The organism is Streptomyces albipurpureus (assembly GCF_023701525.1).
GTDB lineage: Bacteria > Actinomycetota > Actinomycetes > Streptomycetales > Streptomycetaceae > Streptomyces > Streptomyces albipurpureus.
In genome coordinates this window covers 41,301-54,844 of the sequence record NZ_JAMQAW010000070.1, presented here as the reverse complement: position 1 = coordinate 54,844, position 13,544 = coordinate 41,301, and the positions used below count along the sequence as shown (strand labels likewise).

The window sequence follows — 13,544 nt, the reverse complement described above, 5'->3', positions numbered from 1 at the left end:
CTCATTCCCCCCGGAAGCAATTCAGTGCGCACCGGGAACTGTCCCCCCGGTGCGCACTGAGATCAGCTGGAACGATCGTTCACAACGGAACAACCCCGCTCATCGAGGGGTGGTCAGCACGCGTTGAAGCTGCCACCGTCACTCAGCTTGTCGTCGCGAATCCACCCGTAGACGTTGGTGGCGTCGTTCCTGAGGTAGGTCCAGGTCTCGGTGGAACTGACTCTGGTGTAGCAGTGGTAGTCCAGATTGTGGTTCGCGTAGGCCACCCCGGTGACGATACAGCTGGTGGACGAACCGCTTCTCTGATTGGTCCCGTTGCCCGCGGTGCTCTGCCAGGAGGTGCTGTCCTTGTCAGAGGCGCCCGAGCCGCACGGCGCAGATGCCATCGCCGGTGTGGCAAGAGTGAGCGGGAGGGAAATGGCCACTGCGGCAAGTGCCGGCAAAGCTGCCGCAAATCGACGCTTCACGGATTCTCCTAGGGTGGGACTTGACGGCACTGGTCACGCGCACTAATGGATCCGCCGCGCGAACAGTGGCCGCTACATCCGGTGCGATGTGGCGACGTCAAAAACCATGCCGCCGAGGCCATACCGAGGAAAGCATTCCGTTTTCGATGACTCGATAGCGCCGCTCAAGCGGCCAGAAAATAACCTGCCGACCATCTGCACTCCACCCGGGATCGCCCTATCCAGGCAACTCCTGACCTGCGAAAACAAGGCCAGGGAGCCTTTCAGGCCCCTTTGAGTACTTCACCATCCCTAACACGTGATAGCCCTCACCGCCGCACCACCAGGAAGGACTGGTAGCCATACAAGGGAATCAAAGCCCGTTACCCAAACCCTGAAATTCCGTGATAGGCGGATTCACTTGACGCGATACTCAAAGCCGCTGGTCACTTACCTGCATCACGTTGAAATATCACCCGAGAAAAGCCTATCGCCGCCGAAAGGGCGTCGATGCTACCAGCCTCTCAAATGCGTTGTCGAACCTTTTAGTTGGGGCCAGGCAGGCATCACGGGATAGCCTGCGGTTTCAGGCTGGGGCCTTCTCAGCTCGGCAAGGCTTCGGTGCCAGGCGGAAGCGATCAGGCACCATCGCCCGCCATACGCGGCCCGTTCAATCCGACCCTGCGGGTCCGGCGACAGGGCTGCCCAGCCGACGACACAGCGCATCGTTCGCAGGAGACAGAGCACGACCATCCGGTCAGGGTTGCCGGCTCTGGATTCATAAGCCAGTGCCCGCAGCCGGAGCACACTCCCATGAACCTTGTGCTGCTGCCACCAACGTCCGCTTTCCCTTGCGGACATGGGGAATTCCCGTGCGCGAGCGGAAGAGGCCGAGTACTGCCTCTTCCGCGACCGGCTCATCGTCGGTGCCGCGCTGCGCGTCGGCGACGCCTTTTCGATGAGCGGTGCGCGACCCGATCAGTATGCGCATCCGGAACGCGGAGCCCGGCTTCCGCCCGCCCCCCAACGGCCCGAACCGCACAGCTGAGGTCTCCCGCCCACGGCGACCGCACTCCCGTGGACGGGTTACCGGCCCCGGTCCCATCCGGGCCCCCGCACGGATTGCCGGGGCCATTCCAACCCCCGTGCCATTCCAACCCCCGTGCCATTCCAACCCCCGTGCCATTCCAACCCCCGTGCCATTCCAACCCCCGTATGGAGAGCCGCGCCCTGGCGGGACCCGCTACCGGCACACCGCCCAGGCTTGGCCGAACCTGCTTGGAAGGAGGCGATCCGACCCATGTGCGCGGTCATCCGGCCCGTCTGCTCCGGCATCCGCCTCGCCCTGACCTGGGTGCTGCGGCTGTCTTCCCGTCCCGTGGACGCCACCGGCAGGTGCGGCCATCGGGACCCACCCGGCACGGACAGATCCGTCACCAACCGTGGTCATTCGACTGGGGAACTCCCGCTCCACCGCATGTGGTGGAGCGTCTGGCGCCCCTCCGTGGAGAGGATCCGCCTGGTCACCCCAGTGAGGAGAAGTCCGTACGGGCGACATAGGCCGCGTAGTCCGACGGCTCCCGGTTCAGTGCTTCCCGTACCCCGACCGACAGCCGTTCGCTCTCACCCGAGCGGATATGGCCCAGCAGTTCGGCGAAGACTGCGGCGAAGTCAGCGGGAAGGCCTTCTGAGACAGCCTCACGGAGGTACTCCTCCTCCGTCACCGGGACATAGCGCAGGTCAAGCCCCGAGGCCTCGGCGATCGCCGCGATCGCCTCACCGAAGGTCAGGGCGCGTGGGCCGGAGAGTGCGTAGGTGCGGCCCGCATGGCCTTCCTCGGTCAGCGTGGCCGCCGCCACCTCCGCCAGATCGTCGAGGTCGACGAAGGGCTCTCGCCCCTCCCCCACCGGGAGCCGCAGCTCGCCCTTGGCCAAGGCCGCGGTGAACAAGGGGAGTTCGGTGAAGTTCTGCGCGAACCAGGTCGGCCGCAGAATCGTCCACTCCAGGCCGGAGGAGCGTACGACGTTCTCCGTCGCGAGTAGATGGCCGCTGCCATCGTCGATGTCCGCCCACACCCGGGCGGAGAGCAGCACCAGACGCTGGACACCATGCTCGGCGGCCGTCTTCACGAAGGCGCCCAGATCGTCCGCCTCGCTCGGGTCTTCCGAGCCCACCACATAGACCGCGCGCACCCCGGAGAGTGCCGCACTCCAGGTGGTGCGATCCGACCAGTCGAAACGCGTCCGACTCGATCGCGAGGCCACCCGCACGGCGATCCCGCGCCGTTGCAGAACATCGGCGACCCGGCTGCCCGTCTTGCCCGTACCGCCGGTCACCAGAACAGAAGGAGGAGAAGAAGTTGTCATGCAGAACAGTCAATCCGAGTAGAGCGGTACGGAGGATGGCTGAAACTCCCGTTTCGATGTCTGATCGTCTCGAATACCAGATCCCCCCGGATGGCTGAGCGTCTTGGATGTCTGAGCGTCTCCGGTTCTCAACGCCCGCTCCTACACTTCCCCTCATGGACGATGCACTGTCAGGCCTCCTGCACGAGGTGCGGCCCCAGGGTGCGCTGTTCGACCAGTCGGCCCTGAACCCGCCCTGGTCGTTGCGGTTTCTGGAGCGGACGCCCCTCGCCCTGCTCACCATGGTCAGCGGAACGGCCTGGGTGACCCCGGACGGCAGCGAGCCGGTTCCACTGCGGCCCGGGGATATCGTCCTGGTCCGTGGACCGGAGCCGTACACGGTCTCCGACGATCCCGGTACCGCACCCCTGGCACTCGTCCATGAAGGTGACCGCTGTACGACCCCGGACGGGCGGCTCATCCTGGGTGACATGCCGATGTGTTCTCCGGAACGCCAGGAGATCGTGCTGCTGAAGGGCACCTACCAGGTTCGGGGCAGTGTCTCGCAACGGGTACTGGACGCCCTTCCGCCTATCGCCCGGGTGCCCGCCGCCGCTGAGGGTTGCCCGCCGCTGGGGATGATCTCCCTGGAGATAGCGCGGGATGTGCCGGGACGGCAGGTGGTCTTGGACCGGCTGCTCGATCTGCTCCTCGTCACCACCCTGCGGGACTGGTTCGAACGGCCGGAGGCACAGGCGCCCGCCTGGTACCGGGCGCACGGAGATCCCACGGTCGGCCGCGCGCTACGACTGATCCACGGCGATCCGGCACGTCCGTGGACCGTTGCCGCGCTGGCCTCCGAGGCCGGGGCGTCCCGGGCCCGTTTCGCCCAACGATTCAGCGAACTGGTCGGGCAACCACCCATGACCTACCTCACCGAGTGGCGCATCTGCCTGGCCGCCGATCTGCTGGCGCGCACCGACGACACGGTGGAAGCCGTGTCCCGTCAGGTCGGCTACTCGAATGCGTACGCGCTGAGTGTGGCGTTCAAGCGGACCATGGGGATACGGCCGTCGGAGCACCGTGCCATCGCGCGGGCGGGTGAGCTGCCCGTGCTCGCGTCAGCCGCCGGATAGCGCCGCGCCCGCTCGCCCCGGGGGCCGTGGCCCCCGGACTCCTCCGGGCGGTAGCCCGCCCGTCAGCGTGCGAAAAGCCATCTGATCAGCCGCCGCGGGACTCCAGGTCACCTTGCGGTCATGGGGTCGCCGCGGGCGAACGCATCCCATATGCACGGGCTCACTCGGCGGGCTGCGGCCGCGGAGAGTGGCGAAGGAGTGGAGAGATCAGGCGGCCGGGTGATTATCCGATCCTTATTCCCCTCCTACGGGAGTGTCGACTGCGTCCCGTTATGCCTGCTGTTCAGCCTGTCAGGGAATTGCCGGACAAGGCGACCCACAGGAGAAGTCGACGTATGAGAGCAACCCTCGCGCGACTGCGACAACGGTCGTGGACCGCAGGCCTGGCCTGTGCGATCCTCGCCGTCACCGCGCCCGCGCTGGCTCTGGGCCCGGCCATGCTGGCCGGGGCCGCACCAGGCGGTAGCGAGAGAGCCAAGACCACCGTGGTCAAGGCCGCCGCACCGCTGCCGGGCGGACTCGGGCCCTGTATCCCGGGCGACTGCCCCAACCCCTTCCCCCCGATCAGCAACGGCCCCATCGCGGGCCGAGACGCCAACATCAACATTTTCGCCGGCGGGGACTTCCTGGTCCGCGAGCGCGCTGCCGAAGCCGAAGGCAAGGTCGTTGTCCTGGGGAACTTCAACCAGGACAAGTCCGCCGGAGGCGTGTACAACATCGGCATCGTCGGCGTCGGATCGCGGGTGCCACCACCGGCGGGTTCGGACTTCCTGACCACCGGTGGCAATGTCACCGTGGCGGCCGGGGAATCGCTGCTCGCCGACGGCGGAGTCGTACGCCACGCCGGCACGGCCACCGGGACCATCACCGGCACCGTCGTCCAGGACCCCAACGCGGCAGCCCCCTACACCCCACTGCGCGATCAGCTGACCACCGCGAGCCAGTGCTACGCGCGCAATGAGACCGGGCCGCGCCCGGCCACCGGCACCGCCATCAACAGTGGTCTTGAGACCGTGTTCACGGGCAATGGGACCTCGGCGCTCCAGGTCTTCAACGTCGACTTCAACATGAGTACGGCGGGCGGCGGCCAGCAGGGCATTCGCTTCGTCAACATCCCGGCGAACGCCACCATCCTGGTCAACATCATCGGCGCCAACCGCATCATCAACACCTACAGCGGTAGCCCCTTCGACACGGACCCGCTCAACCAGCTCCGGGACCGGCTGCTGTGGAACTTCCCCGACGCCACCAGCGTCGGTCTGCGGGGCACCGGACAGTTCCAGGGCAGTGTGCTGATCGGCAACCAGGCCTCGATGACCACGGTCACGCTGCCCGGTGTGAACGGACGCTTCTTCACCACCGGCTCGGTCACCCACACCAGTGTGGTGGGTGCGGGCGGCGGCCAGGAGTTCCACGCCTACCCCTTCAACGGTGACCTACCGGACTGCACGGTGGTCCCGATGGCCCCCGTCCAGGTGGTGAAGAGGGACAACGAGACTCAGGCACCGCTCGCCGGTGCGACCTTCCAGCTCTGGGAGGAGACCAACGGCGCCGAGGGGCTCCAGACCACCGGCCCCGACCCCGACACCACGGTAGGCGCCCCCTGCACCACCGGCGCTGACGGAGTCTGCTCCCGCACCGTCAACCTGGGCATGTACTACTGGCAGGAGACGGCCCCACCGCCGGGGTACGACCTACCGGCCAACCCCGTCTTCGGTCCACTGCTGCTGGAGGCGGACGATCTGCCCGCCGGGGTCAGCGTCAACGCTGACAACGCCCTGACCCCGGTGACGGGGGAGGTCTCGGTCGAGAAGACGGAGACGGGGACCGGCGTCGAACTCTCGGGCGCGGTCTTCCAGCTCTGGGAGGAGACCAACGGGATTCCCGGCCTCCAGACCAGCGGAGCCGACCCCGACACCGCGATCGGTGACCCCTGCACGACAAACCTGGTCGGCGAGTGCGCCGCGACGGTTGAGGTCGGTACGTACTACTGGCAGGAGACCGCGGCACCGCCCGGGTTTGACCTGCCCGCCAACCCCGTCTTCGGACCGCTGGTACTGACCGTGGAGAACGCGGCGACCGGTGTGAGTGTTGCGGCCGAGAACACCGCCACCGCACCTGTCACCGGTGATGTGACGGTCATCAAGAGCGACTCGGGCACGGGTGACCCGCTCGCGGGCGCCGTCTTCCAGCTGTGGGAGGAGACCAACGGGATTCCCGGCCTCCAGACCAGCGGAGTCACCCCGGACACCACCGTTGGCACCCCCTGCACCACCGGCGCTGACGGTGACTGCACCCGCACGGTGGAAACCGGCACCTACTACTGGCAGGAAACCGCGGCACCGCCCGGCTACGACCTCCCCGCCAACCCCGTCTTCGGACCCCTCGTCCTCACGACGACGAACGCGCCCGTCGGCGTCAGCGTCTTCGCGGAGAACACACCCACCGCGCCCGTCACGGGTGATGTGACGGTCATCAAGGAAGACTCCGGCACGGGCGACCCCCTCGCGGGCGCCGTCTTCCAACTCTGGGAGGAGACCAACGGCGTCCCCGGACTCCAGACCAGCGGCCCCAACCCCGACACCTCACTCGGCACCCCCTGCACCACCGGCGCTGACGGTGACTGCACCCGCACCGTCGAAACCGGCACCTACTACTGGCAGGAAACCGCAGCCCCCGACGGCTACGACCTCCCCGCCAACCCCGTCTTCGGACCCCTCATCCTCACCAACGACAACGCGGCCGACGGAGTCACCGTCACCGCCGAAAACACACCCACCGCACCTGTCACCGGCGATGTGACCGTCATCAAGGAAGACTCAGGCACGGGCGACCCCCTCGCAGGCGCCATCTTCCAACTCTGGGAGGAGACCAACGGCGTCCCCGGACTCCAGACCAGCGGCCCCAACCCCGACACCTCACTCGGCACCCCCTGCACCACCGGCGCCAACGGCCAGTGCACCCGCACCGTCGAAACCGGCACCTACTACTGGCAGGAAACCTCAGCCCCCGACGGCTACGACCTCCCCGCCAACCCCGTCTTCGGACCCCTCATCCTCACCAACGACAACGCGGCAGACGGCGTCACCGTCACCGCCGAAAACACCGCCACCACACCCACCACCGGCGATGTGACCGTCATCAAGGAAGACTCCGAGACCGGCGACCTGCTCTCGGGCGCCATCTTCCAGCTGTGGCAGGAGACCAACGGCGTCCCCGGCCTCCAGACAACCGGAGGCAACCCGGACACCTCGCTCGGTGCTCCCTGCACCACCGGAACTGATGGCGAGTGCACCCGCACGGTGGAAACCGGCACCTACTACTGGCAGGAAACCGCAGCCCCCGACGGCTACGACCTCCCCGCCAACCCCGTCTTCGGACCCCTCATCCTCACCAACGACAACGCGGCCGACGGCGTCACCGTCACCGCGGAGAACACCGCCACCGGGGCCGAGACGGGAACGATCACGCTGCACAAGACCGACGCCAAGAACGGCCGCAACCTGCCCGGTGCGGTCTTCGAACTATGGCGTGAGACCAACAATGTGCCCGGTCTTCAGACCACCGCCACCCTGGGCGTCCCGGCCGACACACTGACCGGCGCCGGTTGCTCCACGGACGACTCGGGTTACTGCGTCTTCGACGATCTGGCGATCGGGACGTACTACCTGCTGGAGACGGACGTGCCCGAGGGTTACGTCCTGCCGGGGAACCCGGTCTTCGGCCCGTATGTCATCACGGCGGAGAACATCGCCGACGGGGTGGAGGTCGACATCGCCAACAAGCGCGATGAGCCCGGCAAGGGCAAGGGAGGAAAGGACAAGCCCAAGGGCTAGTACTGACTTCCGCGACCTCCCTTGAGGGCGCGGGTGGGACCTGACGGTCCTGCCCGCGCCCTCACCGGTTTGGCCCGCCGCCTCGGGCGCCCACGACCAACCGCTGGAACTCTGGGCTCAGGGCCATCACCAGCAGGACCAGAACAACTCGCGAGGGCAACGAGAACCGCATCCAGCGGGTGACCTCACCGAGGGGGGCGAACCGGGGGCCAGAACGTCGAACTCAGACGTGTACGGGGACGGAGCACGGTCACGCGGGACAGAGACCAGCGACACCAGCGGCACCAGCGAATACGCGTGGAAAGACCGCCGTGGTGACCCCCCTGACGGCAGTGGCGGCACTCGCCATCACCCTTGCCGTACCCGGGCCGGCCGCTCTGGCCGCAGGCGCCGGGACGACCCCCTGCACAGCCCGGACGGGACCGTATCAGCGGCAGATGGAGGAGCATCTCCAGCGACCGGTGGACGGAGTGCAGTCGGCGGCCGGCTGCGAGGCCATCCGTACGTTCCAGACGGCCAACGCGATCGAGCCGGCCGAAGGGTACGCGGGGCTCGCCACCTACCGCACGATGGTCGCCGTCGAAGCCCAACAGTTCCCGGACGCCGAGGGGGACTGCCCGGTCCGTAGCTACCGGGTGACCTGCGTGGACCTCGACCGGCGGTTGCTCTGGGTGCAGCGCAACGCGGATGTGGTCCTCCCTCCGGTCCCGATCCGTACGGGCCGCGACAGCGAGGAGACCCGGCTCGGTTGGCACACCGTCTACTGGCCAGCAAGGACCATGTGTCGACGATCTACGACAGTGCGCCGATGCCGTACGCCCAGTTCTTCGACGGTGGGCAGGCCCTGCACGGCCGTCTGGATGATCTGTACGACGGTGGCGGCTCAGCCGGATGCGTCAATCTGCGTCTGGGCGACGCGGAGCGGTTGTGGAACCTGCTGGACGTCGACGACCAGCTCTACATCTGGGGAGCCAAGCCGGGTACGGACGGCTGAGCGGCCAGAGTCCGGCCCACTCAGGAACTCAGGAAAGTGCGCGGCGAGATGAACGGCGAAGACGAACGGCCCAGCAGGAAACGCTACGAAGAAGCCGGGGAAGAGGCCCGGAAGAAGCCAGCAGCAGAAAGCCTGAGCGGAAGTCAGAAGAGAGCGCCTCAGAATTGGGCGGCTCGGGGAGAACGCCCCGGTCAGACCGACTCGGGAAGCGCCTCGAAGGCTGAAGACAAAGCTCGATGTGATCGGTGGGGCCCGCGGGGGCGGGCCCCTACCTGGTGGGCTTGCGACCCGTGATGCCGAGGTGTACCAGCAGTGCGAGGTTCGGCTTGAGCTCGGCCTGCTTGACGCCCCAGGTGGTGAAGCCCTTCTGGTGCGAGGCGACCGCGGCCAGCATCGCCACCAGAGAGCCCGCCATGGCCGCCGGGCTGACGTCCTTGTCCACCCGCCCCTTGGCCTGGAGCTCCTTCACGGAGTCCGTGAGGGAACTGGTGACGGAGTTCAGGATCTTCATACGGATCTTGTAGAACCGCTTGTCACCCTCGGCGGCCCCCAGGTCGATGACCCGCAGGATCGCGTCGTGACGGCGCCAGAAGTCCAGGAAACCCTCGACCAGTTCCTCGGAGGTCCCCCAGGCGGCTTTGCCGACCCAGGCGCGGCCGGAGACCAACGCCGTCAGCCCGGCACCCTCCTTGGCCGTCTCCTCGGCGAGTTCCAGAACCGCACCCTCGACATCGGGGAAGTACTGGTAGAAGGTCGCGGGGGAAGTGCCCGCTTTCCGAGCCACGTCGATGACTTTGACGTCCCGGTACGGTGACGAGCTGAGCATCTCGCTGAGGCAGTCGAGCAGCTTCTGCCGCGTCGCCTGGCCGCGTCGTCCGGCCACTCGGCCGTCGACTGTGCGTACTTGTCCTGTCATGCCGTCAGCTTACCGAGGGGTGATCGAGGCGCGATTCGGCCGACTGCAAATGGGGTGCGACCCCGGTGAGCACCGGGCGGAGGACGAGTGAGCAAATGTTCGATTTATCCGACGGGGCATGCCCGGGATGCCCCATAACGTTGAGTGTGATGAGTGCCACGCCCCCGGTTTGGCGGCAGCCTGGGCGCTCCCTGTAGGTGCATGGCGCAACGGATGGGGACCGCCACCTCCCACACCGCTAGATCGCTTGCCGTACGGCGTCTCGACGATGCCCAAGTCGGTCTGGTGCGTACCGTTTCGCGGCCTCGGATGTCGGCGTGGGAGCGGACGGTACCGGCCCGAACCGGGGGTCCGTGCCCGAATCCGGATGAGACACCCCGATCCGCCCCCGGGTTCGCAACCAACGCTTTCGGCAGGAAGAATCAGGCTGGGCACCGCCACTGAGCGTCTCAGTGGTGAGAGTCTCAGTAACGAAGACGCGGGACGGCGCTGTAATTGACGAGCCCGGTTCGTTCTGGGGCCCGTACGGGGAGGTGGCAGGCAGGTATGGAGCAGCTGACGCAGCACGATCCTAGACGGATCGGTCCGTTCGAGGTGCTGGGCCGGCTCGGGGCCGGCGGCATGGGGCTGGTCTATCTGGCCCGATCGGCGTCCGGCCGTCGAGTGGCGATCAAGACCGTGCGTACCGAACTCGCCGAGGACCAGCTGTTCCGAGTTCGCTTCACCCGCGAGGTGGAGGCGGCCAGAGCGGTCAGCGGCTTCTACACCGCTGCCGTGGTGGACGCCGACCCCCGGGCCGCCGTGCCCTGGCTGGCGACGGCATACGTCCCGGCGCCCTCCCTTGAGGAGATAGTGAATGAGTGCGGCCCCATGCCCGCGCAGGCCGTGCGGTGGCTGGCGGCGGGCATCGCTGAGGCGTTGCAGTCCATCCACGGCGCCGGTCTGGTGCATCGGGACCTCAAGCCGTCCAATGTCCTCGTCGTCGAGGACGGTCCGCGGGTCATTGACTTCGGCATCGCGTCCGGTGTCTCCAACACCCGGCTGACCATGACCAATGTGGCCGTGGGCACACCCGCGTACATGTCCCCCGAGCAAGCCCGGGACTCCCGCAGTGTGACGGGTGCCAGCGATGTGTTCTCGCTCGGCTCCACCCTGGTCTTCGCGGCCACCGGGCACGCACCCTTCCACGGCGCCAACCCCGTCGAGACCGTGTTCATGCTGTTGCGCGAGGGACCGGATCTGGCCGGGCTGCCCGACGAACTACGGCCGCTGATCGATTCGTGTATGCAGCGCGAGGCCACTCGGCGGCCCTCGCCCGAAGACCTTCAGGCCCAGCTCTCCCCCCATCTGTTCGCCAGCGGCAGCGATGACAGCGGAACGGCGTCGGCCTGGCTGCCGGAGCGCGCCACGGCCATGATCGAGCGACGCCGTGGTGGTGGGCGTACCGCCGCACCCGCGCAGCGCCCGCCCCAGCCGCCGCCCATGCCGCCGGGACCTCCGCCGCAGCATCCGGCGCATGACGACTGGGCCGCTCCTCGCTCTCGCGTCGGCGATCCGCGTTCCGGCGGACCGTCGCCCGACACGGCCGGTCCGGTCCGGCTGCCCGGGGTGAAGGTGCCGATCGGCCCCGGTCTGAGGGTCGCCGACACCACTCGGGCCCTGACTCCGGACGCCGGTCCTGCGACCGGTTGGATTCGGCCTCCGGCAGGGGTGAACGGCTCGGCGGTCGTCCCCATGCCCGCCACCGGCCCGCTGCCCGGGCAGTCACCGCTCCCACCGCCCAACCCGCCGCAGGACGGTCCCTCCCACTGGCGGCCCTGGCGCTTTCGGATGTCGAATGACGTCTGGGGCACCCCGGTGGTCCAGGGGGACCTGCTGTACGTCACCTCCTTCGAGGTGCACGCGCTGGATGTGGGCACCGGCCGCCGTCAGTTCAAGACCCGGGACGTGGCGTGGTCGATGGCGGTCAACGACGGCCGTATCCACGCGTCGGACGGGCCCACGCTCTACGCGTTGGACGCCACCAACGGCCAGGAGCGCTGGCGGCTCCAGACCGACGCCTGGGTGTACTCGCTCAGGGCGGACCGGGGCACGGTGCTCACGGGAACGCGAGGCGGCGGGGTTCAGGCGAGGGAAGCGTCGAACGGCGAGAAGTTGTGGGAACTGACCGGAGCACAGACGGATTTCGAGACCGCCGAAGCGGGCCCCGTCATATTCGATGACACGGTCTACGTCTGGAAGGGCGCCCGGCTGAGGGCCCTGGAGGCGCGTACGGGGATCGAGCGCTGGTCCTACCCCATCGGGGACGCGGCCTCCTGCGGGAACGTCCCGGTGCGGGTTCAGCCGGCGCCGGACGGCCAGGTGTACATCTCAGCCGGTACGCGGGTGTTGGCCATCGGCATCGCGGACGGCCGGGTGCGCTGGCACTTCGAGGCCCCCGCGGTCTTCCTCTGCCCGCCGGCCTTCGCGCCGGGGGCAGCGGTGACGGGCGGCGGGGTCTATCTCGCGGACTACCTCGGCACGGTGTACGCACTGGACGCGGCGACCGGCAAGGACCGCTGGCGCATCGCAACGGAGCCTCGGCAGTCGATCGAACCGGTGCTGGTCACCGGGGGGAACGTGCATGTGGGCAGCGGGAGCGCGCTCTACACGCTCGACGCGGTGACCGGCACGCCGATGTGGCGCTTCGCCGCGGGCGGTGAGGTCATCGGCGCTCCGGTGGTGGCGGACGGACGGGTCCACTTCGGCTCGGCGGACCATGTGCTCTACACGCTGGACGCCAGCGGTGGTCAACTGCGCTGGAAGCTGGCGACCGGCGGCGAGATCACCGGCTCCCCCGCCGTACGCGGTGGCGTGGTGTACGCCTGTAGCAAGGACCGCTGTGTGTACGCACTGGATGCGGTGAAGGGGACGGCAACAGGGCGGGGACGTTGACATAGCGGGGGAGGCCGGTACCAGGGGGCCGGTGGGGTACGACTGCCAGGGGCGGGGCTCCCGATGGCGATGAAACAGCGGCCGGCGTAGCGTCGAACGCGGCGGCCGCCGTCCGGAAGCCCCTTCCGCGGCCGGTACGACGGCCGTCCCGCCCTCCTGGCAGCCCCCGCCTCGATCGGGCCCCGACCTCGCGGCGGACTCCCACTCCGGTAGGCGGCACACGACGGCCAGAACACCAGGGCAGAGGGCAGGGCCTGCTCCCGGCCCCATCACCGGTCACCGGTCACGGGTCACGGGTCACGGGTCACCCGTGATCGTCGGGTGGGATGAGCCTCTCCACCAGAGAAGTGATCAGGTCCGCCGCCTGCTCCGGTGGAAACACGTCCGGCAGGGTCAGCCGCTCCAGTACCAACCAGTTGGTCGCCAAGTAGATCATCCTGATCGCGTCGGGGTCACCGGGCAGTCCCGACGCCACATGCACCGCGATGTTCGCTTCCACATCGTTGCTGACCCGTTCCGTCAGCAGCGCCCGCAACTTCGGACGCCGGGTCGCCTCCAGCCGAAGCTCCAGCAGTGCGAGATAGCCGGTGCGGAAGGCCGCAACCCGGTCCACCACCTCCCGTACCAGTTCGGCCGTACGCTCCCGAGTGGCCGGGCCGCGGACCAGATCGGCCATCGCCTCCTCGTCGGGGGTCAGCCGCTCATAGATCCGCCCCCCTGCCTGGTTGAGCAGGTCGTCACGGTTGGCGAAGTAGTTGGAGGCCGTCCCCTTGGGTACGGCCGCCTCGATGTCGACCGCGCGGAACGTCAGCCCACGGGCCCCTTCACGAGCCAGCACCTCGATCGCGCCATCGACCAGAGCGGCACGCCGAGCCAGGTTCTGCCGCATGCGTCGATCCCTTCCGCCGCCGGATCGGGCACCCGGTACGACCGGTTA

At 68.1% G+C, this 13,544-nt stretch carries 8 protein-coding genes and 1 pseudogene; 5 read left to right on the top strand and 4 right to left on the bottom strand.

Annotated elements, in window-relative coordinates; translation table 11 throughout:
* Positions 1-113 precede the first annotated feature (113 nt).
* Complete coding sequence (locus NBG84_RS34530) at positions 114-386, bottom strand: SH3 domain-containing protein (protein WP_250923632.1); 273 nt, start codon at positions 384-386, stop codon at positions 114-116.
* 919 nt (positions 387-1,305) lie between these two features.
* On the opposite strand from NBG84_RS34530, the gene NBG84_RS34525 reads away from it, so the two are divergent.
* Positions 1,306-1,494, top strand: coding sequence for a hypothetical protein (locus NBG84_RS34525; RefSeq protein WP_250923631.1), 189 nt, complete (start codon positions 1,306-1,308; stop codon positions 1,492-1,494).
* Positions 1,495-1,969: 475 nt separating this feature from the next.
* Here NBG84_RS34525 and NBG84_RS34520 read toward each other — a convergent pair whose 3' ends face one another.
* Positions 1,970-2,812 (bottom strand): NmrA family NAD(P)-binding protein, encoded by an 843-nt coding sequence (locus NBG84_RS34520; RefSeq protein ID WP_250923630.1) that lies wholly within the window; start codon positions 2,810-2,812, stop codon positions 1,970-1,972.
* 155 nt (positions 2,813-2,967) lie between these two features.
* Here NBG84_RS34520 and NBG84_RS34515 point away from each other — a divergent pair, with 155 nt between their 5' ends.
* From NBG84_RS34515 to NBG84_RS34505, 3 genes and pseudogenes are all read left to right on the top strand, one after another.
* On the top strand, positions 2,968-3,927 hold the full coding sequence (locus NBG84_RS34515) for an AraC family transcriptional regulator (RefSeq protein WP_250923629.1): 960 nt from the start codon (positions 2,968-2,970) through the stop codon (positions 3,925-3,927).
* 335 nt (positions 3,928-4,262) lie between these two features.
* Positions 4,263-7,763, top strand: a complete 3,501-nt coding sequence (locus tag NBG84_RS34510; protein WP_250923628.1) for a SpaA isopeptide-forming pilin-related protein — start codon at positions 4,263-4,265, stop codon at positions 7,761-7,763.
* Between the two features lie 311 nt (positions 7,764-8,074).
* Positions 8,075-8,757: pseudogene (locus NBG84_RS34505) on the top strand (L,D-transpeptidase).
* A 268-nt stretch (positions 8,758-9,025) separates the two neighbouring features.
* On the opposite strand, the gene NBG84_RS34500 reads toward NBG84_RS34505, so the two are convergent.
* Positions 9,026-9,673, bottom strand: a complete 648-nt coding sequence (locus tag NBG84_RS34500; protein ID WP_250923627.1) for a TetR family transcriptional regulator — start codon at positions 9,671-9,673, stop codon at positions 9,026-9,028.
* Between the two features lie 546 nt (positions 9,674-10,219).
* On the opposite strand from NBG84_RS34500, the gene afsK reads away from it, so the two are divergent.
* Positions 10,220-12,607 carry a protein serine/threonine kinase AfsK gene (afsK, locus tag NBG84_RS34495; protein WP_250923626.1) on the top strand — a complete coding sequence of 796 codons (2,388 nt, stop codon included), beginning with the start codon at positions 10,220-10,222 and terminating at the stop codon, positions 12,605-12,607.
* A gap of 304 nt (positions 12,608-12,911) precedes the next feature.
* Here afsK and NBG84_RS34490 read toward each other — a convergent pair whose 3' ends face one another.
* The gene (locus tag NBG84_RS34490) at positions 12,912-13,496 is read right to left on the bottom strand and encodes a TetR/AcrR family transcriptional regulator (RefSeq protein ID WP_250923625.1); all 585 of its coding nucleotides are present in this window, start codon (positions 13,494-13,496) and stop codon (positions 12,912-12,914) included.
* Positions 13,497-13,544: the final 48 nt, after the last annotated feature.

What these genes read in the sequence shown, in the direction of transcription:
- NBG84_RS34520 (WP_250923630.1), bottom strand. Translation starts at nt 2,812, where the DNA reads ATGACAACTTCTTCTCCTCCTTCTGTTCTGGTGACCGGCGGTACGGGC.
- NBG84_RS34490 (WP_250923625.1), bottom strand. Translation starts at nt 13,496, where the DNA reads ATGCGGCAGAACCTGGCTCGGCGTGCCGCTCTGGTCGATGGCGCGATC.
- NBG84_RS34510 (WP_250923628.1), top strand. Translation starts at nt 4,263, where the DNA reads ATGAGAGCAACCCTCGCGCGACTGCGACAACGGTCGTGGACCGCAGGC.
- NBG84_RS34525 (WP_250923631.1), top strand. Translation starts at nt 1,306, where the DNA reads ATGGGGAATTCCCGTGCGCGAGCGGAAGAGGCCGAGTACTGCCTCTTC.
- NBG84_RS34515 (WP_250923629.1), top strand. Translation starts at nt 2,968, where the DNA reads ATGGACGATGCACTGTCAGGCCTCCTGCACGAGGTGCGGCCCCAGGGT.
- afsK (WP_250923626.1), top strand. Translation starts at nt 10,220, where the DNA reads ATGGAGCAGCTGACGCAGCACGATCCTAGACGGATCGGTCCGTTCGAG.
- NBG84_RS34500 (WP_250923627.1), bottom strand. Translation starts at nt 9,673, where the DNA reads ATGACAGGACAAGTACGCACAGTCGACGGCCGAGTGGCCGGACGACGC.
- NBG84_RS34530 (WP_250923632.1), bottom strand. Translation starts at nt 386, where the DNA reads ATGGCATCTGCGCCGTGCGGCTCGGGCGCCTCTGACAAGGACAGCACC.